Below are 22,957 nucleotides of genomic sequence, written 5' to 3'. Positions count from 1 at the left end.
ATGACCCTGAACTTCCTGCGCTTCGAGCTGCGCGAGCAGCTCCGTTCCCCGCTGTTGTGGCTGCTGGCATTGTTCCTGGCGCTGATGGCCTTCGCCGCGGCCTCCAGCGATGCGGTCCAGATCGGCGGCGGCATCGGCAACGTGCATCGCAATGCGCCGTCGGTGATCACCTCGCTGATGACCGCCTTCACCCTGCTTGGCCTGCTGGTCACCACCTTGTTCGTCAGCAACGCGCTGCTGCGTGACTTCGAGCTGGGCACTGCCGAGCTGGTGTTCTCCAGCCCGATCAAGCGCCGCGACTACCTGCTCGGCCGCCTCGGCGCGGCGCTGCTGGCCTGCCTGGTGATGTACGTCATCGTCGCCGCCGGCCTGTTCATCGCGCAGTTCATGCCGTGGATCGACGCCGCGCGGCTCGGCCCGGTGTCACTGCAGCCCTACCTGTGGGCATTCGTGGTGATGGTGCTGCCCAACGTGCTGTTCACCACCGCGCTGCTGTCGCTGCTGGCGGCCACCACCCGCAGCATCCTGTGGGTGTACATCGGCGTGATCGTGTTCTTCGTGCTGTATGGCGTCAGCCGCGTGATCCTGGCCGACATCGACAACCAGCAGATCTCCGCCCTGCTCGACCCGCTGGGCATCCGCGCGATCAACCTCGTCACGCGCTACTGGTCGGCCGAGGAACGCAACACCGCCGTGCCGGCGCTGGCCGGGTTCCTGCTGCAGAACCGCCTGTTGTGGCTGGCGATCAGTGCCGCCTTGTTTGCCGCCACCTTCGCCCTGTTCCGCACCCAGCGTGCCGGCACCGGCCGCGCCAGCCGCCGCCAGCGCGGCAGGCAGGACACCGCGCCGGCAGCAGTTGCACGCCCGGCTGCCACCGCGCCGCGGGTGACGCCGACGTTCGCCACCTCCACCCACCTGCGCCAGCTGCTGCGCCAGGTCCGCTTCGACACCTTCGGCATCTTCCGCAGCATTCCCTTCATTGTGCTGCTGTTGCTGGGCCTGGCCAACTTCATCCCGTCGTCGCTGTTCCGCCAGAACATGTACGGCACGCCGACCTGGCCGGTTACCTCGCAGATGCTGGAGGCGCTGCAGGGCAGCTACAGCTGGCTGCTGGTGCTGATCGTGCTGTTCTACGCCGGCGAGCTGGTATGGAAGGAACGCACCGCGCGCATCGCTGGCATCACCGATGCCACACCGGTCCCGAACTGGGTGCCGCTGGCGGGCAAGTTCCTGGCGCTGGTGGCCGTGGTGCTGAGCTTCCAGGCCATTGGCGGTGCGGCCTCGGTCCTGGTGCAGCTGTCCAAGGGTTACACCCACATCGAACCGCTGCTGTACGTGAAGACCCTGCTGCTGAACTCCACAGTGTTCGTGCTGATGGGCGGGCTGGCGCTGGTGCTGCAGGTACTGAGCAACAACAAGTTCCTCGGTTATGCACTGCTGATCCTGGTGCTGATCGGGCAATCGGTGCTGGGGCTGCTGGACTACGCGCAGGACATCTACAACTACGCCAGCGCGCCGAATGCGCCCTATTCGGACATGAACGGTTACGGCCACTTCCTGACCGCGCAGTTCGCCTTCCAGGGCTATTGGGCCCTGTTCCTGGGGGTGCTGTTGCTGCTGTGCGCGGCCCTGTGGGTGCGTGGCGTGGACGGCGGCCTGCGCACCCGCCTGCGGCTGGCACGCCAGCGCCTGCACGGCGGCCTGGGGGTTGCACTGGCCCTGGCCGTGCTGGCCTTCGTCGGCTGCGGCGGCTGGCTGTACTGGAACACCAACATCCGCAACGAGTACCTCTCGCCCGATGCCGAACTGGACCGTCTGGCGTACTACGAGAAGACCTACCGCCAGTTCAAGGACCTGCCGCAGCCGCGCATCATCGCCGTGGACAACACCGTCGACCTGCACCCGGAAACCCAGTCGGTGCGCATCGACGGCCACTACCGTGTGCGCAACACGCATGCCGTGGCGATCCCGCAGCTGCACATCTCCATCGCCGACGACAAGACGCTGACCGCACTGGACCTGGGCGCCGCCAGGCTGGACAAGAATGACGCCGACGTCGGCTATCGCATCTACACGCTGGATACGCCGATGCAACCCGGCGAGGAACGCGACATCCGCTTCACCGTCGACATCCACCCGGACGGCATCCCCGCCGGCCAGGCCCAGACCCGGATCGTCGACAACGGCAGCTTCTTCAACAGCGGCATCCTGCCGGGCTTCGGCTACAACGCCGGCGCCGAGATCGATGACCGCAACGAGCGTCGCAAGCGTGGCCTGGGCGAGCCCACGCGCATGCCCAAGCTGGAGGACGAGGCGGCACGCGCCAACACCTACATTTCCAACGACGCCGACTGGCTGGACTTCCGCAGCACCGTCTGCACCGCGCCGGACCAGATCGCGCTGGCCCCGGGCTACCTGCAGCAGGAGTACACCCGCGACGGCAGGCGCTGCTTCGACTACGCCATGGACCGGCCGATGCTGAACTTCTACGCCTACCTGTCGGCACGCTGGGCGGTGCGGAAGGCGGCCTACAAGGACATCCCGATCGAGATCTACTACGACCCCAAGCATCCCTACAACGTGGACCGGATGATCGAGGGCGTGCAGAAGTCGCTGGCCTACTACGAGGCCAACTTCAGTCCGTACCAGCACAAGCAGTTCCGCGTCATCGAATTCCCAAACTACGTGGGAAGCTTCGCGCAAGCCTTCGCCAATACGGTCCCCTACTCCGAAGCCGTGGGATTCATCGCCGACCTGCGTGACCCCGACAACATCGACTATGTCTTCTACATCACTGCGCATGAGGCAGCACATCAGTGGTGGGCGCACCAGGTAATCAGCGCCAACGTGCAGGGCGCGACCATGCTTACCGAGTCACTTGCACAGTACTCAGCTCTGATGGTGATGGAGAAGGAGTATGGCCGCGCGCACATGCGCCAGTTCCTGAAGACCGAACTGGACCGCTACCTGTCCGGGCGTGGTGGCGAAGATGTTGAAGAACAACCGCTGTACCGCAATGAAAACCAGCAGTACATCCACTATCGCAAGGGTTCGGTGGTGTTCTACCGCCTGCGCGAGGAGATCGGCGAGGAGGCATTGAACCGCGCACTGCACCGCTTCCTGCAGGCCAAAGCCTTCCAGCAACCGCCGTACACGACCTCGGCCGAACTGCTGGAATTCATCCGCGCCGAGGCCAGGCCGGAGCAGCAGGCATTGATCACCGACCTGTTCGAAAAGATCAGCTTCTACGACAACCGGGTGGTCGAGGCCACCGCGAGCAAGCGCGCCGACGGGCGCTACGACGTGACCCTGCAGCTGCACGCCGACAAGCGCTACGCCGATGGCCTGGGCAAGGAAACGGCCGGCACGCTGGACGACTGGATCGAGGTCGGCGTGTTCGCCAGCGGCACCTCGGGCAAGGAGCGCGACGAGAAGGTGCTGTACCTGCAGCGCCACCACATCACCGCTGGCAATCCGACCCTGACCGTGACCGTGGACCAGAAGCCGAACGAAGCCGGGTTTGACCCCTACAACAAGCTGATCGACCGGGTTTCGGCCGACAACCGGAAGCGGATCAGCCTGCGATGAGACAAGAGCCCGCAGCGCCGCGTGATCTGCTGCGCTGCGGATTCCGTACGGCGGCGAATGCGGGTACATTCGGCACCGTACCGGCGCCGCCGGAAGCCGAAACACACCCTGGGAGGGGATACATGCGCACCACCTTCAAAACCCTGTTGCTGGCCCTGCCGCTGCTGGCCGCCGGCTTCTCCGCCAGCGCCTCGGACAGTGCCGCCGGCCGCTGGCGGACCATCGACGACGAAACCGGCCGGGTGAAGTCCATCGTCGAGATCACCCAGGCCGCCAACGGCACCCTGAGCGGCCGCGTGCTGCAGGTGCTGCAGTCCGCCCAGGGCCCGAACCCGGTCTGCAGCAAGTGCGAAGGCACCAACAAGGACAAGCCGATCCAGGGCATGACCATCCTCTGGAACCTGCGCCCGGACGGCACCAACAAGTGGGCCAACGGCACCATCCTGGACCCGGCCAAGGGCAAGACCTACAGCTCCAAGGTCGCCCTGATCGAGAACGGCAGCAAGCTGGAGGTGTCCGGCTGCATCGCCTTCATCTGCCGCTCGCAGACCTGGCTGCGCGACCAGTAATCCGCTGTGAAGCCCCTCTCCCATCGGGAGAGGGGTTGGGGAGCGGGTGCGTCCGCCCATCCCTCACCCTCATCCGCCCCTTCGGGACACCTTCTCCCGGCGGGAGAAGGAAGCACGCCAGCCCCGGGCCTTCCCGGGGCTGGCTGTTTTCCGACATGCGATAATCCCGCGTTCCCCTGCACCAAATGATGGCCATGACCCGTACCGCGCTCGTCACCAATGCCCTGCCCTATGCCAACGGCCCGCTCCACCTGGGCCACCTGGTCGGCTACATCCAGGCCGATATCTGGGTGCGCGCCCGCCGCTTGATGGGCGAGAAGGTCTGGTACGTCTGCGCCGACGACACCCATGGCACGCCGATCATGCTGGCCGCCGAGAAGGCCGGGGTGAGCCCGGAAACCTTCATCGCCAACATCCAGGCCGGCCATGAGCGCGACTTCGCTGCCTTCGGCGTGGATTTCGATCACTACGACTCGACCAACTCGGCCGCCAACCGCGAGCTGACCGAGGCGCTGTACACCCGGCTCGACGACGCCGGCCACATCAGCCGTCGCTCGGTGGCCCAGTTCTATGACCCGGCCAAGGGCATGTTCCTGCCGGACCGCTACATCAAGGGCACCTGCCCGAAGTGCAAGTCCCCGGACCAGTACGGCGACAACTGCGAGGTCTGCGGCGCCACCTACGGCCCGACCGACCTGATCGACCCCAAGTCGGTGGTGTCCGGCGCTACCCCGGAAATCCGCGATTCGGAGCATTACTTCTTCGAAGTGGGCCGCTTCCAGGACTTCCTGCGCCAGTGGCTGGCCGGTGACGTCGCCCTGCCGGGCGTGAAGGCCAAGCTGTCCGAGTGGCTGGACGCCGAGGGCGGCCTGCGCGCCTGGGACATCTCCCGCGACGCGCCCTACTTCGGGTTCGAGATCCCCGGCGCGCCGGGCAAGTACTTCTACGTGTGGCTGGACGCACCGATCGGCTACCTGTCCAGCTTCAGGAACCTGTGCGCCAAGACCGGTGACGACTTCGATGCCGTGCTGGCCGCCGACAGCAGCACCGAGCTGCACCACTTCATCGGCAAGGACATCGTCAACTTCCACGGCCTGTTCTGGCCGTCGGTGCTGCACGGCACCGGCCTGCGCGCGCCGACCCGCCTGCATGTCAATGGCTACCTGACCGTGGACGGCGCCAAGATGAGCAAGTCGCGCGGCACCTTCGTGATGGCCCGCACCTACCTGGACGCTGGACTGGCGCCGGAAGCGCTGCGCTATTACTTCGCCGCCAAGTCCTCCGGCGGCGTGGACGACCTGGACCTGAACCTGGCCGACTTCACCGCCCGCGTGAATGCCGACCTGGTCGGCAAGTTCGTCAACCTGGCCAGCCGCTGCGCCGGTTTCATCTCCAAGCGCTTCGACGGCCGGCTGGCCGATGCGCTGCCCGACCCGGCCCAGTACGACCGCTTCGTGGCCGCGCTGGCCCCGGTACGCGAAGCGTACGAGCGCAACGACCCGGCCGCGGCGATCCGCCTGACCATGGCGCTGGCCGATGAAGCCAACAAGTACATCGACGACACCAAGCCATGGGTGATCGCCAAGCAGGAAGGTGCCGACGCCGAACTGCAGGCGGTCTGCACCCAGGGCCTGAACCTGTTCCGCGTGCTGGTTGCCGCGCTCAAGCCGGTGCTGCCGGCCACCGCGCTGCAGGCCGAAGGCTTCCTCAATGCACCGATGACCGGCTGGGGCGATATCGCCGCCCCGCTCACCGCCCACACCATCGCGCCCTACGTGGCGCTGTTCACCCGTATTGACCCCAAGATGATCGACGCAATGACCGACGCCTCCAAGGACACCCTGACCTCCCAGCCCGCCGCCGAGGCCAAGCCGGCCAAGGCCGAGAAGCCCGCCAAGGTGGAAGCCAAGGCCGAGCCCAAGGCTGACGGCGAGGCGGCCGCGTACATCGGCATCGACGATTTCGCCAAGCTCGACCTGCGCATCGGCAAGGTCATCGAGTGCGGCTTCGTCGAAGGTTCGGACAAGCTGCTGCGCTTCCTGCTGGACGCCGGTGACCTGGGCCAGCGCCAGATCTTCTCCGGCATCCGCGGCAGCTACGCCGAGCCGGAAACGCTGGTCGGCCGCAACGTGGTGTTCATCGCCAACCTGGCCCCGCGCAAGATGCGCTTCGGCCTGAGCGAAGGCATGATCCTGTCGGCCGGCTTCGACGGCGGCGCCCTGGCGCTGCTCGATGCCGACGCGGGTGCATTGCCGGGCATGCCGGTGCGTTGATGGACCCGGGGCGCGCCCCTGCGGTGCGCCCTTCTCCCGGAGCGGACCATGCAACTGGCCCTGTTCGATTTCGACCACACCATCACCACCCAGGACACCTACAGCCGGTTCCTGCGGCGGGTGGCCACGCCGGAACAACGTGCGCAGGCGTGGTGGCGGATCGGCCCCTGGGTGCTGGCCTACCGGTTGAAGCTGATCTCGGCCGAGCGCATCCGCCGCCGCGTCACCGCGCAGGTGTTCACCGGCCGCCATGCCGGCGAGGTCAGCCAGCTTGCGCGCGAGTACGCACGCGAGCACCTGGCGGGCATGATGCGTCCGGAGATGCTGGAACAGATCCAGTGGCACAAGGCGCAGGGGCATACCGTCGTGGTCGTGTCCGGCTCGCTCGACCTGTACCTGCGCCACTGGTGCGAGCAGATGGGCCTGCAGATGATCTGCAACACGCTCGAAGTGCAGGACAACCGCCTCACCGGCCGCTATGCCGGCGGCGACTGTGGTCCGCGCAAGGTGGCCCTGATCCGCAAGCGTTTCGACCTGGACACCTACCAGCGCATCCACGCCTACGGCGACAGCCGCGAAGACAAGCCCATGCTGGCGCTGGCGCACGAGCGCTGGTATCGCGGCAAATGCCTTACCTGAGCCCCTCTCCCTCCGGGAGAGGGGTTGGGGTGAGGGCGAACAGCAGGACTCCCCAATGATTACCCAACCCTCATCCGACGCTGCGCGCCACCTTCTCCCGGAGGGAGAAGGAAGGGCTGCGCTGGTCGAGCGCCTCGACCGCCTGCTGCCGCAGACCCAGTGCGGCCAGTGCGGCTTTGACGGCTGCCGCCCCTACGCCGAGGCGATGGCCCGCGGCGAGGCCGGCGTGGATCACTGCCCCCCCGGCGGCGACGCCGGCGCACGCGCCCTGGCGCATGTACTGGGCGTGGCCGCCGTGCCATTCGACCGCAGCCGTGGCGAACACAAGCCCGCGCAGGTCGCCGTCATCGTCGAGGCCGACTGCATCGGCTGCACCAAGTGCATCCAGGCCTGCCCGGTGGATGCCATCGTCGGCGGCGCCAAGTACATGCATACCGTGCTGGCTGACCTGTGCACCGGCTGCGAGTTGTGCATTCCACCGTGCCCGGTGGATTGCATCGCGCTCCACCCGCTCCCGTAGGAGCGGGCCTCGGTCGCGAAGCCATTGAACGCCCGGATTGCGGGCATCGCCTTCGGCTTCATTGGCGGGCAAAGCCCGCTGCTAGGGTGACGGCGGCACCGTGTATTGCCGGCCAAACCGCCGGCAATCGGCGATCAATGCCTCCACATCGCTACGCATGACAGCGCGCGTACCCAATGGAAAGCTACCGTCCTCGACGACGTCGCTGCGCAGGTCGGTCACCGGCGAGAACGAGGCCGATTCGGCATCCTCCTCCGCCACGCCGGCCGGGTCCCCGCCCTGCCACCGGATCAGCGATTGCGCGTTGTCCCACAGCAGCACCGTTTCCAGTGTCCCGCTCTTCAAGCGGTAGCCCACCGCGCAGAACCGGTTGGGAACGCTGCGATCACCGTGGCGGCGCACGGTGTTGCGCAGCTCCGCCTCGATCTGCATGAACTGCGGGTATGCCAGCGGATCGATCCGCTCCTGCGGCGGATGCGCGTAGATCATCGACGGTATCGATGCGCGTGCGGTGGAAGCCGCCCGCGCGGGCATCCCCGTTCCCAGCAACAGGCTGGCAGTCACGACAGACAACAGGCAACGCTTCATTCCCTTTCCCGTTACCAAGGCGGCGACCATGTCGCCGTTGCCCCGGATGCTTCACGCAGCCGGGGCGGCCAGCCTGCGCCTTACGGCACCACGGCAGTGATGACGATCTCGATCTTCCATTCCGGATTGGCCAGCTTGGCCTGCACGGTCGCACGCGCCGGGGTGGCACCGGCCGGCACCCACTTGTCCCAGGCCTGGTTCATGCCGGCGAAGTCGGCCATGTCGGCCAGGAAGATCTCCGCACGCAGGATGTGGGTCTTGTCGGTGGGCGCCAGCCGCAGCAGGTCGTCGATGGCCTGCAGCACCTGCTCGGTCTGGCCGACGATGTCGGCGCTGGTGTCTTCCGGCACCTGGCCGGCGAGATAGGCCACGCCGTGGTGGACGGTCATTTCCGACATGCGCGGGCCGGTATCGAAGCGTTCGATCATGGGGAGGTATCCCTGTTGTGGAGGTGTGCCCCATTGTGACCCGATCCGTCGGTTTCAGCTGTGCCTTTGTGCAGGCGCCGCCACAACGCCCAGCCCACCCAGAACAGCCAGCCCACCACCAGCGCGATCACCAGCTTCTGGCCCAGCCCGCGCGGGCTGCCACGCCAGAGCACGTGCAGCCACAGCGCGATGAAAGCCAGCCATGCCCAGCCCCAGGCCAGGGCGTACTGCGCACGCCAGCGCGGATCACGGCCAAAACACCACGCCTGGACCAGCATCGCCACGCTCGCGCACAGGAATGCGGTCTGCGCAGCCAGGCCGTGCACCAGCGGTGCCAGCAACGGCGCGTAGCCGGGCAGCCAACTGTCACCGATCGCCACCACCGCCAGCCCCAGACCGGCCATGCCGAACAGGCCCACCGGCAAGCCGCGGCGCCCTGGTCCCGGCCGCATCTGCGCATGCAGGCCAATCGCCAGCAGCGTGATCGCCACCGCCAGCAGGCAGTACGCGGCCCGCAGGAGCACCCCGTAAGGCCCATGCAGGTACAAGCTCAGGGTCGCCCGCACCCAGTCCAGGTCGGTGCGCTCGAACTGCAGCCACACCGCGCAGCCACTGAACCCCAGCAGGGCCGCCAATACCAGCAGCACCGCGCCGCGTTGTCGGCGGACCGATGCTGGTGCCGTGTCCTGCATGCTGCTCTCCCTCCCGCCATGGCAAGCGCCGAGTCTAAGGCGCCGGCCGCCAACACGCGCGGCTGAAGGCCACTGCAATCCCCGCCACCGCCCTGCTGCCGTCCTCCCGCGGTGGCGCTACTCTTTGCAGCTTCCTCCCCTGCCCCGCCTTCCATGCGCTCACCCGCCGCGATACCGGACCCCAAGGCCGCCCGCTGGCGCAGGCTGGCCGCCATCGCGGCGACCGTGCTCATCATGGTCATGGCGCTGCGCGCCCTGGCCGGTGAGTTCGACGACCACGGCTACCACCAGATCCGCATCGCCCTGCACGCCGTGTCCTGGCCACAGCTGGTGTTGGCGACCGTGCTCGGCATGGCCAGCTATGCCTGCCTGATCGGCTTCGATGCGATCGGCCTGCGTCGTGCACGACGCAACCTGCCCGCCAGTCGCGTGGGCATCACTGCGTTCCTTGCCCACGCAGCAGGCCAGACCCTGGGGTTTGCCGCCCTGACCGGCGGCGCCATCCGCATGCGCAGCTACGGCCGCGCCGGCCTGAGCCTGGCCGAGATCGGCCAGGTGGTATTGATGAGCACGCTGGGCTTCGTGTTCGGCGCCTGGCTGCTGCTGGCGCTGGCGTTGTGGCTGGAGCCGGCCGCCGCCGCGCGTGCCCTGCCGCTTTCGAGCGATGCGGTCCGCCTCATCGGCGTCGCACTGCTGGCTGCCTTCGCCGTGATGCTGGTCGCCGTCGGACGCGAAGGGCGCAGCATTGGCTGGCGCACCCACCGGGTGTGGCTGCCGGACCGCCGCACCACGCTGGAAGTCACCGCGCTGAGCGTGGTCGAGCTGTGCCTGGCCTCGGCGGCGTTCTACGTGTTGTTGCCCGGCCAGGCCGACGTTGGATTCATCGGCTTTGTCGGCCTGTACCTGGTCGCGGTGGTCGCCGGCCTGGTATCCACCGTACCGGCCGGGCTGGGCGTGTTCGAATGGAGCCTGCTCAAGCTGCTGCCGCAGGTGGCGCCGGCGGCGGTGCTGGCCGCGGCGGTGGCCTACCGGGTGACCTACTACCTGCTGCCCCTGCTCGCCTCCGCGGTGCTGGCGGCGCTGGCCAGCGTGCGCCAGCCGTTGCGTAGCGGCGCCGGCGCGGTCTGGGGCACGCTGCGCCCCTGGTTGCCGCAGATCATCGCCCTGGCGGTCTTCGCCGCCGGCACCCTGCTGCTGATCGACGGCACGCTGCCGTCACCGCGCCATCGCCTTCTCACCGCGCCGCTGCCGATCATCGAGACCTCGCACCTGCTGGGCAGCCTCGGCGGCGTGGTGTTGCTGTTGATCGGCCAGGGATTGCAACGCCGCAGCCGCGTGGCGTGGTGGATCGCGCTGGCGCTGTGCGTGCTGCTGCCGTTGCCGGTGTGGCTGCGCGGTGGCCACGCGTTGGTCGCGCTGGCCCTGCCGGTGATCGCCATTGCCTTGTGGGCGGCACGGCGCGAGTTCTACCGCGAGGGCGCACTGCTCGACGAGGCATGGTCCTGGCCCTGGCTGCGCAACGTGGCGCTGGTGCTGCTGGGAACGCTCTGGCTGCTGTTCTTCGTGTACAGCCACGTCGAGTACCAGAGCGAGCTGTGGTGGCAGTTCGCCATCTCCGGCAATGCCCCGCGTGCGCTGCGCGCGTTGCTGCTGGTCAGCCTGGTGGTGGTGGTGTTCGGGGTGGCGCGTCTGCTGCACAGCACCCGCACGCCGTTGCCGGCACCGGACGCGGCCACCCTGGCACTGCTGCGCCCGGTGCTCGCGCAGGCCCAGGACACCCAGGCCAGCCTGGCGATGACCGGCGACAAGGCGATCCTGCGCAGCGAGGCCGGCGATGGCTTCGTGATGATGCAGCGCTACGGCGGCTCGCTGATCTCCATGGGCGACCCGGTGGGACCGCCCGACGTGGCCCGCACCCTGATCTGGAAGTTCCGCGAGGAAGCCGACCGGCTCGGCCTGCGCCCGGTCTTCTACCAGACCAGCGGGAACTACTGGCAGACCTACCTCGACCTCGGGCTGACCCTGGTCAAGCTCGGCGAGGAAGCGCTGGTGCCGCTGCAGGGCTTCAGCCTGGAAGGCAGCGCGCGTGCCGACCTGCGCCAGGCCTGGAACCGCGGCAAGCGCGGCGGGCTGTCGTTCCGCATCGTCGATGCGGACCAGGTTGCCGCGCTGCTGCCGGCACTGAAGGCCATCTCCGACGCCTGGCTCGATGAGAAGGCCGGCGAGGAAAAGGGGTTTTCACTGGGCAGCTTCGACCCGGCTTACCTGTGCAGTTTCCCGATGGCGCTGGTGGAAGCCGACGACGGCGTGGTCGCCTTCGCCAACCTCTGGCAGGCGCCGGCCGGGCACGAGTTGTCGGTGGACCTGATGCGCCACCGCCCCGACGCACCGAAGGGCACGATGGATTTCCTGTTCATCGAACTGTTCCTGTGGGGCGCGGCCAACGGCTTCACCCGCTTCTCGCTGGGCATGGCGCCATTGACCGGGCTGGCCGAACACCGCCTGGCCGGCCGCTGGAACCGCTTCGCCAACCTGATCGCCCGCCATGGCGAGCGCTTCTATGGCTTCAGCGGCCTGCGCCGCTTCAAGTCCAAGTTCTCGCCGGAATGGCGCCCGCGCTATCTGGCCGCGCCCGGCGGCGTGCACCTGCCGGCGGCGCTGCTGGACGTCACCCGGCTGATCTCGCTGGACCCGCAGCGCTGACCCGTACCCGCCAGCTCTGGCGGGTAACGGTCCGGCTCAGACGTTGAGCAGCAGGAACTCGCGCTCCCAGGAGCTGATCACGCGGAAGAAGGTCTCGTATTCCTTGCGCTTGACCGAGATGTAGGCACGGCAGAAGCGCCGGCCCAGCAGTTCCTGCAGCGCTTCGCACGCCTCCAGGCCATCGAGTGCTTCGCCCAGCGAGCGCGGCAGTTCGTAGCCCAGCTCCTTGGCGTTGCCGGTGATCGGCGGGGTCGGGCTGAGCCCTTCGCGGATGCCGAGCAGGCCGCACGCCAGCGTCGCCGCCACCGCCAGGTAGGGATTGGCGTCGGAGCCGGCGAAGCGGCTTTCCACGCGGCTGTTCTCCAGGCTGTCCATCGGCACGCGCAGGCCGCAGGTGCGGTTGTCGAAGCCCCACTCCACGTTGCTCGGCGACACCTCGCCGAACACCAGCCGGCGGTAGGAGTTCACGTTCGGCGCGAAGAAGCCCATCGCCATCGGCACGTACTTCTGCAGGCCGCCCAGGTAGTTGCCGAACAACGGGCTGTACTCGCCCTCGTTGTCGCCGGCGAACACGTTGACCCCGTCCGACGGCCGCACCAGGCTCTGGTGGATGTGCATGGCACTGCCCGGCTCGGTCTCCATCGGCTTGGCCAGGAAGGTGGCGTACACGCCGTGGCGCATCGCCGCCTCGCGCATGGTGCGCTTGAACAGGAACACCTGGTCGGCCAGCGCCATCGCATCGGAATGGGTGAAGTTCACTTCCAGCTGGGCCGCGCCGGATTCGTGGATCAGGGTGTCCACGTCCAGCTTCATCGCGTCGCAGTAGTCGTACATCAGGTCGAGGATGGGGTCGAACTCGTTGACCGCGTCGATCGAATATGACTGCCGCGCCGTCTCCGGGCGGCCGGAGCGGCCGGCCGGCGGCAGCAGCGGGAAGTCCGGGTCGGTGTTCTTCTGCACCAGGAAGAATTCCACTTCCGGCGCCACCACCGGCTTCAGGCCGAGCGCATCGTAGGCGGCCAGCACCCGCCGCAGCACGTTGCGCGGCGCCAGCTCGTGCGGCTGGCCGTTCTTGGTGTAGCAGTCGTGGATGATCTGCGCGGTCGGGTCGGTGGCCCACGGCACCATGCGCACGGTGTCCGGGTCCGGGCGCAGAATCATGTCCGCGTCGGCCGGCGAGGTCAGCTCGTAGTAGTCGTCCGGGAAGTCGCCGGTGACCGTGGTGGCGAACACGCCCTCGGGCAGGCGCGTGCCGTAGTCGTGGCGGAACTTGTCGGCGGGGATGATCTTGCCGCGGGCGTTGCCGGTGATGTCAGGCACCAGGCATTCGACCTCGGTGATCTGCCGCTCCTTGAGCCAACGCAGCAGGGAGCTTTCTTCCTGCACGCTGGCGGCGGTCTTGCGGGTACGGGGACGCGATGTCATGGCGGATCAACTTTGCTTCTGTTTCTGGTAACGGCGACAGGCCTCGCCGAAGGCTTTGAAGATGCCCAGGTGGAACGGGTTTTCCAGCACCCGCCACTCCGGATGGAACTGCACGCCGAGCAGGAAACCCGGCCCGGGCCCGCGGAAGGCCTCGACCAGGCCATCCGGCGCGCGCGCCTCGACCTGCAGGCCCGTGCCCAGCCGGGACACGCCCTGGCCGTGCACCGAGTTGACCTGCACGGTGCCCGCGCCGGCGATGCCGGCCAGCAGCCCACCGGGGCTCAGTGCCAGCGCATGTGCCGGCCCATACTGCACGTCCAGCGGTGAATCCGGGTCTTCACGATGATCGGCCAGGCCCGGCACTTCATGCACCCGGGGATGCAGGCTGCCCCCGAAGGCCACGTTGACCTCCTGGAAGCCCCGGCAGATCGCCAGCACCGGCACGCCCATCGCCAGCGCCTGCGGGAGCAGCCCGAACACGTTGGCATCACGGGCCGGATCATGCGGGTTGCCGGCCCAGCTCGGGCCACCGTCGTAATGATGCGGCTCGATGTTGCTGGTGGCACCGGTCAACAGCAGACCATCCAATTGTTGCAGCCATGCCTGCGCGGGAAGCGGCGGCTGCAGCAGTGGCAGTACCAGCGGCATGGCCTGTGCCCCATCGACCACGGCACGCACGTATTTCTCACCGACGACGAGGAAAGGATGGGAGCCGATCGGTTTGCGGTCGGTAGGCAAGCCGACCAGCGGCAGGCTGGCCATGCGTCTGGCTCTGGTGACGTGCAGGCACGCTACCCCTGCCTCGCCGATTAGGCAACCACGCGTACCGTTCAAGCAGCGCGCGGCACAATGCAGGGCATCGTCCGCCGCCTGCGCCAAACCGACACACCGTGGCCGTTACACTGCCCGCCCCGACACAACCGCCATCCATCCCGATGTCCGTGGACGCCCCGTCCGACTACCCGCCCAGCTGGTACGCCGCCAGCCAGCCCTTGCCGCCGCCCCGCGCCGCACTGCAGGGCACGGCGCGTGCCGACGTGGCCGTGCTCGGCGCCGGCTACACCGGCCTGACCGCGGCGTTGGCGCTGGCCGAGCAGGGCTACCGGGTCACCGTGCTGGAAGCCGAACGGGTCGGCTGGGGTGCCTCCGGCCGCAATGGCGGCCAGGCCATCGTCGGCTACGGCTGCGAGCAGGACACGCTGGAACGGCTGGTCGGCGACGCCGACGCGCGGCTGCTGTTCGACTTCTCGCGCGACGGCATGCAAATGCTCAAGCAGCGCATCGCCCGCCATGGCATCGACTGCGACTGGCGCGATGGCCACGCCAGCGTGCCGATCCATCCGCGCCAGGAGCGCGCCCTGCGCGCCGACATCGAGCGCATGGCGCAGCGCTATGACTATCCGCTGGAATGGTGGGACCGGGCCCGGTTGCGCCAGGAGCTGGCCAGCGAACGCTACCTCGGCGCGATGTACGACGCCGCCAGCGGCCACCTGCACCCGCTCGCCTACGTGCTGGGCCTGGCACGCGCTGCCGAGGCCGCTGGCGTCACCGTGCACGAGCATTCGCCGGTGCTCCGGCTCGAACGCGGCCCGCGCCCCGTGCTGGCCACCGCGCAGGGACGGGTCGAGGCCGAGTTCGTGGTGCTGGCCGGCAATGCCTGGCTGCAGGGCATCGCGCCGGAGCTGGAGACCCGGATGATGCCGGTCGGCACCTATATCGGCGCCACCGAGCCGTTGGGCGAAGCACGTGCCCGGTCGCTGATCCGCAACGACATGGCGGTGGCCGACGTGAACTGGGCACTGGACTATTTCCGGCTCAGCCGCGACCACCGCCTGCTGTTCGGCGGACAGGCCAACTACTCGGCACTGCCGCCGCCCGGGCTGCGCGCCAGCATGACCCGACGCATGCGCCGGGTGTTCCCGCAGCTGGCCGACGTGTCGCTGGAATACGTCTGGGGCGGCTACATCGACATCACCCGCAACCGCGCCCCGCACTGGGGCCGGCTCACCCCGAATGTCTATTTCGCGCAGGGCTTCTCCGGCCACGGCGTGGCCAGCACCGGCCTGGCCGGTGAAGTGATCGCCGCTGCCATCGCCGGCCAGGCCGGACGGCTGGATGTGTTCGAGCGGATCCCGCACGGCATCTTCCCCGGCGGCAAGGCACTGCGCATGCCGCTGCTGGTCGCGGCCATGTCGTGGTACAAGCTGCGCGATCTGCTCGGCTGAGCGCGCGGAAAGCGTGGCGCTGGCGTGCCCTGCCGGTTCAACCCGAGGATGGCTCTCGTCCCGGCGCCCTCCCCGCTCCACGCCTAAAGTCCAGCCGATTGCTGCCGCTATCCCGTCCTGAGACCCCCAGAACCTTTCGCATGGCCGCCTCATCCCAGGCCGGCTTCACCAGCCCGCCGATCACGCCCCTGCCGCAGCGCATCCTGCTCGTGGAGAACTCGCGCACCTTCACCACGATGCTGCGCGCGGCCATCGAGCAGCGCCTGGAGCTTCCGGTCAGCATCGCCTCGACCCTGGCCGAGGCCGGCGAGCTGCTGGAACGCGAGCAGGGCTGGTTCCTGGTGCTCACCGGGCTGGTGCTGGCCGACGGTGACCGTGACCACGTGGTCGACTATTTCGTCAGCCGCGGGTTGCCGACCATCGTGGTCAGCGGCGTCTACGACGAAGACCTGCGCAAGCGCGTGCTGCAGCAGGAAATCATCGACTACGTGCTGAAGAACACCCCCGGCAGCGTCGACTACCTGGTCTGGCTGGTGCAGCGCATGGAACGCAACCGCCGCATCTCGGCGCTGGTGGTCGACGACTCCCCCTCGGCCCGGTCGTATGCCGCGGCGCTGCTGGGCATGTATGGCTACCACGTCACCCAGGCCGGTGATGGCCCCTCGGCGCTGCATGCGCTGGAAGCGGACCCGGCCATCCGGCTGGTGATCGTGGACCAGGAGATGCCGGGCATGGACGGCGTGGAGCTGACCCGTCGCCTGCGCGCCCTGCGCGCGCGCGACAAGGTGGCGGTGATCGGCATCTCCGGCAATTCCGACCCGTCGCTGATCCCGCGCTTTCTGAAGAACGGCGCCAACGACTTCCTGCGCAAACCGTTCTCGCGCGAGGAGTTCTTCTGCCGCGTCTCGCAGAACGTGGACCAGCTGGAGTTGATCGGCACGCTGCAGGACCTGGCCACGCGTGACTTCCTCACCGGCCTGCCCAACCGGCGCAGCTTCCTGGAACACAGCCAGCGCCAGCTGGGCCGTGGCGAAGGCAGCGTGGCGGTGGCCATGGTCGACATCGACCACTTCAAGCACATCAACGACAGCCTCGGCCACGAAGCCGGCGACCAGGCCATCCGCGCGGTCGCCAGCGTGCTGCAGGGCCATACCCGGCCACGCGACATCAGCGCCCGCTTCGGCGGCGAGGAATTCTGCCTGCTGGTCCACGGGCTGGGCGATGACGCCAGCGCGGCGCACTTCGAGCAGTTGCGCCAGGCCATCGAGGCGATCCGCCTGCAGATCGGCGAGAACGTCCTGCGCATGACCGTCAGCATCGGCGTCAGCCGCGACCCGGGCGGGCGCAGCAGCCTGCACCAGCTCATCACCGAGGCCGACCGCCAGCTCTACCTGGCCAAGGCCGACGGCCGCAACCGGGTGCGCAGCATGCAACTTGCGCCAGCGGCGACCACCGGTGCCGCGACGCCTGCACGACTACATTCGTGAACGCTTCCCTGCCGGCGCAGGGCCATTGATCCAGATCAACGCGCCGGCGAAGGTGCGCCCCTAGAGTGCCCCCAAGGAAATCACAGGGAGGAACTCGCGATGGCACTACTGGTTTGGCAGGACGACCTCAACACGGGGGTCGAGGTCATCGACCATCAGCACATGCGCATCGTGGAGATGCTCAACCACCTGCATATCGCCCAGAAGAGCCTGGAACGCGTCGCGGTGGCCGAGGTGATCGACGAACTGGTGGACTACACCATGTCGCACTTCGCCTTCGAGGAAGAACTGATGGAGGAAGCCGGCTATCCGTTCTGCGCCGCCCACAAGCGCGTGCACGAGGTGTTCGGCAAGCGCGTCTCCGAATACCGCATGCGCTTCCAGGCCGGCGAGGACGTCACCGACGAGCTGCGCAACATGCTCTCGCGCTGGCTGTTCAACCACATCCGCGGCGATGACAAGGCCTATGCCGAGCAGGTCAAGCGCCACCTCAACCAGTTTGCCCGCGATCACCAGGAAGGCAGCTGGCTGGGCCGCACGCTCAAGCGCCTGTTCAACTGACCGGCCCCGTGCAGGAACGACGCGGCGGCGGCCGATCCCCTCCCTACGTGGTGCTGCCGCGCCGTTCCTGCCCTTTCCGTCCTGCTGCCCCACAGGCTGATGACTTCCCAGCGCGCCGCCACCAGCGGCTCAGGCCGCTTCGGCACCTGCCCGCTGCTGGCGCCGGCCAATGGCCCACAACGCCAGCCCGGTAACCAGCGCGGTGACGCACAGGTAGCCGCCCACCGCGGCGATGCCGAACCGGCCTGCCAGCCAGGTGGCCGCGTAAGGGGCCGGTGCCGCACCCAGGATGCCGGCCAGATTGAACGACAACGACGCGCCGGTGTAACGCACCTGCACCGGATACAGGCTGGCCAGCATGGTGCCGCACGGGCCGTAGGTCAGGCCCATCAGGAACAGTCCCAGCGACAGGAACAACAGCACCAGCAGCGGGTGCCCGGCCTGGAACAACGGCTGGAACAGCAACCCGAACACGAAGATCGCCACCGTCGCCAGCAGCATCGCCTTCACCGTGCCCTGGCGGTCGCCGTAGCGTGCGGCGAGCGGGATGCCGGCGGCGAAGAACAGGATGCCGACCATCTGCAGCAGCAGGAAATCCTCGCGCGCGTAGCCCAGCGTCTTGGTGCCATGGCCCAGCGTGAACACCGTCATCAGGTAGAACAGCACGAAGGTGGCGAACGCAGCCAGCGTCCCCACCACCACCGCAAAGCCATGCCCGACCAGCACCTCGCGCATCGGCAGGCGCACGCGCTGGCCCTGGTCCAGCGCCTTCTGGAAGTCCGGGGTCTCGCGGATGTTCAAGCGCACCCACAGGCCGACGATCACCAGCAACGCGCTGGCGATGAACGGCACCCGCCACCCCCAGCCGAGGAAGGCCGCATCGTCGAGCACGCGCCCCAGCACCAGGAACACGCCGGCCGACAGCAGGAAGCCCAGCGGTGCCCCGAGTTGCGGGAACATGCCGTACCAGGCGCGCTTGCCCGGCGGTGCGTTCTCGGTGGCCAGCAGCACCGCCCCGCCCCATTCACCGCCCAAGCCCAGGCCCTGGCCGAACCGGCACAACGCCAGCAGCAGCGGCGCGACCAGGCCGATGTCGTGGTAGGTCGGCAGCAGTCCGATCGCGACGGTGGAAAGGCCCATGGTCAACAACGCCGCCACCAGCGTGGCCTTGCGGCCGATGCGATCGCCGTAATGGCCGAACACCGCCGAGCCGACCGGGCGGGCGATGAAGGCCACCGCGAAGGTCGCCAGCGACTGCAACAACGCCGCATCCGGGCTGCTGTCGGGAAAGAACAACCTGGGGAACACCAGCACCGCGGCGGTGGCGTAGATGTAGAAGTCGAAGAACTCGATGGTCGTACCGACCAGGCTGGCCGCCAGCACGCGGCGCGGGGAATTCAGGGGCACGGAGGCTGCAGCGGTCGACATGAGCCGGGACAAGGGAAACAGGTGCCGCAGTCTGCCACGCGTCGCCGCCCGGCCCCAGAAATGGTTGCAGCCGTGACCTTCCCACCCCTTATGCCCTCCACGGCCCCCCGCATGACGCCCGCTCACGCCGGGTTTCAACCCCGTGTAACCGCCCCGACGGGATTCCCGTGCAGACTGGATCGGCGGTTGCACCTGTCCCTCCCCTCACACCGGAGAACACCATGAGCACTCCCTCCCCCCGCATCGAACACGCCCCGGACGCCAGCGCCCGCTACTGGCACAACGCCCCGCTCAACACCTTGCCGCCGCCGGACATGGTCGGCAACTACCAGCGCTTCAAGCCCCTGCCCACCGAGGGCATCGCCGAGCGCAAGGCCTGGATCGTCGGCGGCGGCATCGCCGGCCTGGCCGCGGCGTTCTACCTGATCCGCGATGGCCACATGCCGGCACGCAACATCACCATCATCGAAGGCCTCGACATCGAGGGCGGCTCACTGGATGGCTCGGGCAACCCGCAGGACGGCTACCTGGTGCGCGGTGGCCGCGAGATGAACTGGAACTACGACAACCTGTGGGACATGTTCCAGGACGTGCCCGCGCTGGAACTGCCCGAAGGCTTCAGCGTGCTCGACGAGTACCGCCTGGCCAACGATGCCGACCCCAACTGGTCCAGGTCGCGGTTGATGCACAAGCAGGGCCAGGTGCTGCCGGATTTCACCCGCTTCGGGCTGAGCCGCAAGCAGCAATGGGAAGTGGTGAGCCTGCTGCTCAAGCGCAAGGACGAACTGGACGACCTGACCATCCAGGACCATTTCAGCGACGGCTTCCTGGCCAGCAATTTCTGGTTCCTGTTCCGCTCGATGTTCGCCTTCGAGAACTGGCACAGCCTGCTGGAGATGAAGCTGTACATGCACCGCTTCCTCGATGCCATCGACGGCTTCGGCGACATGTCGGCGCTGGTGTTCCCCAAGTTCAACCAGTACGACACCTTCGTCACCCCGCTGGTCCGCCTGCTGCGCGAACAGGGCGTGCAGGTGCAGCTCGGCACCCAGGTGCTGGACATGGACTTCGACGTGCAGGGCGAGCAACGCACCGTCACCGCGCTGCGCACCCGCACCGCCGAGGGCGAGGGCCACATCGCGGTGGCCGCGCGTGACCTGGTGATCGCGCTCACCGGCTCGATGACCGAGGACACCGCCTACGGCGACCTGGACACCGTGCCGGTGCTGAAGAAGCGCCACGGCGGCCCGGCCGAGGGTAGCAGCTGGGGCCTGTGGCAGAACCTGGCCCGGCAGTCGCCGGTGTTCGGCAAGCCGGACAAGTTCTGCGGCGACATCGACCGCTCGATGTGGGAGTCGGCCACGCTGACCTGCACCGCCTCGCCGCTGCTGGACAAGCTGACCGAACTGTCGGTCAACGACCCCACCTCCGGCCGCACCGCCACCGGCGGCATCATCACCTTCACCGATTCGAACTGGGTGCTGAGCGTCACCATCAACCGCCGGCCGCACTTCCCCGGCCAGCCCAGGGACACGGTGGTGATGTGGGTGTACGCGCTGCTGATGGACCAGCCCGGCAACTTCGTCAAGAAGACCATGCCCGAGTGCACCGGCCGCGAGATCGTGGCCGAGCTGTGCTACCACCTGGGCATCGCCGACCAGCTCGACGCGATCATCCCGCACACCAAGGTGCGGTTGGCGCTGATGCCGTACATCACCGCGCAGTTCATGCCACGCGCGGCCGGCGACCGCCCGCAGGTCGTGCCGCACGGCTGCACCAACCTGGCGCTGGTCGGCCAGTTCGTGGAAACCGCCAACGACGTGGTGTTCACCATGGAAAGCTCGGTGCGCACCGCCCGCATCGCGGTCTACACCCTGCTCGACCTGCCCAAGCAGGTGCCCGACCTGAGTCCCACCCAGTACGACATCCGCAACCTGTTCAAGGGCGCACGCGCGCTCAACAACGGCGAACCGTTCATCGGCGAACGCTTGCTGCACAAGCTGCTGGACAACACCTACTTCGCCCACATCCTGCCGCCGCTGCCGAAGCACGAGGGCGAAGCCACCCGGCGCGAGCGCCTGGAGGCGGAGTTGGCCAACCTGCGCGACAAGGGCGGCGTGGCCCTGCAGGGCTTCGCGCAATGGCTGGAGCGCTTTGCCGGCCAGTTGCGCAAGGGCGGCAAGGACTGAGCCTGGCCCGGGGTGCCCTGACGGCAGGGCACCCCGCCCACTCACGGAATCAGTCGCCGAGGTGGATCCAGGTCGCCTTCATCTCGGTGTATTTGTCGAAGGCATGCAGCGACTTGTCACGGCCGTTGCCCGATTGCTTGTAGCCGCCGAACGGAGCGGTCATGTCGCCACCGTCCCAGTAGTTGACCCAGACGCTGCCCGCGCGCAGGTTGCGGGCCACGCGGTGGGCCCGGGAGATGTCCCGCGTCCAAACGCCCGCGGCCAGCCCGTACTCACTGTCATTGGCCAACTGCAGCGCCTGCTGCTCGCCGTCGAAGGTGATCACCGACAGTACCGGGCCGAAGATTTCCTCACGGGCGATGCGCTGCTGCGGTGAGACCTCGTCGAACACCGTGGGTTCGAGGTAGCAGCCGCCCTCCACCACCTGCGCACGCTTGCCGCCCAGCAGCAGCCGCGCGCCTTCGGCGGTGCCTTCGTCGATGTAACCGAGCACCCGCTGCAACTGGGCTTCGTCCACCATCGCGCCCATCGGCGCCCCCGGTTCGAACGGATGCTTCGGCTGCATGCGCCGGCCATGCTCGACCACGCGCGCGACGAATTCATCCTTGATCGAGCGTTCCACCAGCAGCCGCGAGGCCGCCGTGCACACCTCGCCCTGGTTGTAGAAGATGCCACTGGCCGCCGCTTCGGCGGCCTTGTCCAGCTCCGGGGCGTCGGCGAACACGATGTTGGGACTTTTGCCGCCGCATTCCATGTACGCGCGCTTCATGTTGGACAGGCCCGCGCATTGCAGCAGCCGCTTGCCCACCGCTGTGGAGCCGGTGAACACCAGCCCGTCCACGTCCATGTGCAGGGCCAGCGGCTCGCCTGCGCCCTTGCCATTGCCCGGCACCACGTTGAACACGCCCTCGGGCACCCCGGCCTCGGCCACCAGCTCGGCGAAACGCAGCGCGCTCAGCGGCGACTTCTCCGAGGGCTTGAGCACCACCGAATTGCCGGCGGCCAGCGCCGGGGCGATCTTCCATGCCGCCATCAGCAGCGGGAAGTTCCACGGCACGATCGCCGCGACCACGCCCAGTGGCTCGCGCGTGATCAGGCCCAGCTCGTTGCTGCCGGTGGGCGCCACCTCGCCATACAGCTTGTCCACCGCCTCGGCGGTCCACTGGATGCAGCGGACCACCCCGCCGATGTCCACCCCGCGTGCTTCGCCGACCGGCTTGCCCATGTCCAGCGTTTCCAGCAGCGCCAACTCATCGGCATGGCGCTCCACCAGCCCGGCCAGGCGCAGCAGCACCTGCTTGCGCCGCGCCGGCTTCAACCCCGCCCACTGCCCCTTCTGGAAGGCACGCCGCGCCGCGGCCACGGCGTGGTCCACATCCCGTTGGCCGCATTCGGCCACCTGCGCCAGCACCCGCCCATCAATCGGGCTGATGCACGGGAAGCTCGCGCCGGACGCGGCATCCACGTAGCGGCCGTCGATGAAGGCGCGGGTGCGCAGCGACAGGCCGTCGGCCAGCGTCTGCCATTGTTCGCGGAGGTGCGGCGTATTCATGGTCTGCTTCCTGTTGCGGGACAACGCGGCGCGGGCCGCCACCGTGCATGGTACGCCGGCCACGCTGCACGGCCGTCATGAATCCCTGCC

At 68.1% G+C, this 22,957-nt stretch carries 17 protein-coding genes; 10 read left to right on the top strand and 7 right to left on the bottom strand.

Annotated features, from left to right (window positions below; translation table 11 throughout):
- The 5 genes from IB227_RS14745 (at position 1) to rnfB (ending at position 7,589) form a co-directional block, all read left to right on the top strand.
- Positions 1 to 3,588, top strand: coding sequence for a M1 family aminopeptidase (locus IB227_RS14745; RefSeq protein ID WP_192288035.1), 3,588 nt, complete (start codon positions 1 to 3; stop codon positions 3,586 to 3,588).
- A gap of 122 nt (positions 3,589 to 3,710) precedes the next feature.
- Positions 3,711 to 4,157 (top strand): DUF2147 domain-containing protein, encoded by a 447-nt coding sequence (locus IB227_RS14740; protein WP_192288034.1) that lies wholly within the window; start codon positions 3,711 to 3,713, stop codon positions 4,155 to 4,157.
- 194 nt (positions 4,158 to 4,351) lie between these two features.
- Positions 4,352 to 6,430, top strand: a complete 2,079-nt coding sequence (gene metG, locus IB227_RS14735) for a methionine--tRNA ligase (protein ID WP_192288033.1) — start codon at positions 4,352 to 4,354, stop codon at positions 6,428 to 6,430.
- Between the two features lie 48 nt (positions 6,431 to 6,478).
- Complete coding sequence (locus IB227_RS14730; RefSeq protein ID WP_192288032.1) at positions 6,479 to 7,069, top strand: HAD family hydrolase; 591 nt, start codon at positions 6,479 to 6,481, stop codon at positions 7,067 to 7,069.
- A gap of 55 nt (positions 7,070 to 7,124) precedes the next feature.
- The gene (rnfB, locus tag IB227_RS14725) at positions 7,125 to 7,589 is read left to right on the top strand and encodes an Rnf electron transport complex subunit RnfB (RefSeq protein WP_225591891.1); all 465 of its coding nucleotides are present in this window, start codon (positions 7,125 to 7,127) and stop codon (positions 7,587 to 7,589) included.
- 81 nt (positions 7,590 to 7,670) lie between these two features.
- Here the strand turns inward: rnfB and IB227_RS14720 are convergent, their stop codons facing one another.
- From IB227_RS14720 to IB227_RS14710, 3 genes are all read right to left on the bottom strand, one after another.
- Positions 7,671 to 8,177 (bottom strand): hypothetical protein, encoded by a 507-nt coding sequence (locus IB227_RS14720; protein ID WP_132862675.1) that lies wholly within the window; start codon positions 8,175 to 8,177, stop codon positions 7,671 to 7,673.
- Between the two features lie 80 nt (positions 8,178 to 8,257).
- Positions 8,258 to 8,605, bottom strand: a complete 348-nt coding sequence (locus tag IB227_RS14715; RefSeq protein WP_192288031.1) for a RidA family protein — start codon at positions 8,603 to 8,605, stop codon at positions 8,258 to 8,260.
- Positions 8,602 to 9,297, bottom strand: a complete 696-nt coding sequence (locus tag IB227_RS14710) for a DUF998 domain-containing protein (protein ID WP_192288030.1) — start codon at positions 9,295 to 9,297, stop codon at positions 8,602 to 8,604. Before IB227_RS14710 ends, IB227_RS14715 begins: the two co-directional genes overlap by 4 nt.
- Before the next feature lie 153 nt (positions 9,298 to 9,450).
- Here IB227_RS14710 and mprF point away from each other — a divergent pair, with 153 nt between their 5' ends.
- Positions 9,451 to 12,000 carry a bifunctional lysylphosphatidylglycerol flippase/synthetase MprF gene (gene mprF / locus IB227_RS14705; RefSeq protein ID WP_192288029.1) on the top strand — a complete coding sequence of 850 codons (2,550 nt, stop codon included), beginning with the start codon at positions 9,451 to 9,453 and terminating at the stop codon, positions 11,998 to 12,000.
- A 36-nt stretch (positions 12,001 to 12,036) separates the two neighbouring features.
- Here the strand turns inward: mprF and IB227_RS14700 are convergent, their stop codons facing one another.
- On the bottom strand, positions 12,037 to 13,425 hold the full coding sequence (locus IB227_RS14700) for a glutamine synthetase family protein (protein ID WP_192288028.1): 1,389 nt from the start codon (positions 13,423 to 13,425) through the stop codon (positions 12,037 to 12,039).
- A 6-nt stretch (positions 13,426 to 13,431) separates the two neighbouring features.
- A complete protein-coding gene (locus IB227_RS14695; RefSeq protein ID WP_192288027.1) occupies positions 13,432 to 14,187 on the bottom strand; it encodes a gamma-glutamyl-gamma-aminobutyrate hydrolase family protein in 756 nt (251 codons plus the stop codon).
- 173 nt (positions 14,188 to 14,360) lie between these two features.
- Between IB227_RS14695 and IB227_RS14690 the strand changes: the two genes are divergently transcribed.
- From IB227_RS14690 to IB227_RS14680, 3 genes are all read left to right on the top strand, one after another.
- A complete protein-coding gene (locus tag IB227_RS14690) occupies positions 14,361 to 15,650 on the top strand; it encodes an FAD-binding oxidoreductase (RefSeq protein WP_192288026.1) in 1,290 nt (429 codons plus the stop codon).
- Positions 15,651 to 15,790: 140 nt separating this feature from the next.
- Entirely contained in the window at positions 15,791 to 17,137 is a 1,347-nt protein-coding gene (locus IB227_RS14685; protein ID WP_192288025.1) for a diguanylate cyclase, read from the top strand.
- A 99-nt stretch (positions 17,138 to 17,236) separates the two neighbouring features.
- Entirely contained in the window at positions 17,237 to 17,698 is a 462-nt protein-coding gene (locus IB227_RS14680) for a bacteriohemerythrin (RefSeq protein ID WP_132862667.1), read from the top strand.
- Between the two features lie 129 nt (positions 17,699 to 17,827).
- Here IB227_RS14680 and IB227_RS14675 read toward each other — a convergent pair whose 3' ends face one another.
- On the bottom strand, positions 17,828 to 19,126 hold the full coding sequence (locus IB227_RS14675; protein WP_192288024.1) for an MFS transporter: 1,299 nt from the start codon (positions 19,124 to 19,126) through the stop codon (positions 17,828 to 17,830).
- Between the two features lie 221 nt (positions 19,127 to 19,347).
- On the opposite strand from IB227_RS14675, the gene IB227_RS14670 reads away from it, so the two are divergent.
- A complete protein-coding gene (locus IB227_RS14670; protein WP_192288023.1) occupies positions 19,348 to 21,315 on the top strand; it encodes an oleate hydratase in 1,968 nt (655 codons plus the stop codon).
- A 49-nt stretch (positions 21,316 to 21,364) separates the two neighbouring features.
- On the opposite strand, the gene IB227_RS14665 is transcribed toward IB227_RS14670, so the two are convergent.
- Positions 21,365 to 22,867: an aldehyde dehydrogenase gene (locus tag IB227_RS14665; RefSeq protein WP_192288022.1), complete on the bottom strand. Its 1,503-nt coding sequence runs from the start codon at positions 22,865 to 22,867 to the stop codon at positions 21,365 to 21,367.
- Positions 22,868 to 22,957: the final 90 nt, after the last annotated feature.

Source organism: Stenotrophomonas sp. STM01 (assembly GCF_014852135.1).
Classification (GTDB): domain Bacteria; phylum Pseudomonadota; class Gammaproteobacteria; order Xanthomonadales; family Xanthomonadaceae; genus Stenotrophomonas; species Stenotrophomonas capsici.
This window is presented reverse-complemented; position numbering and strand designations above follow the sequence as displayed.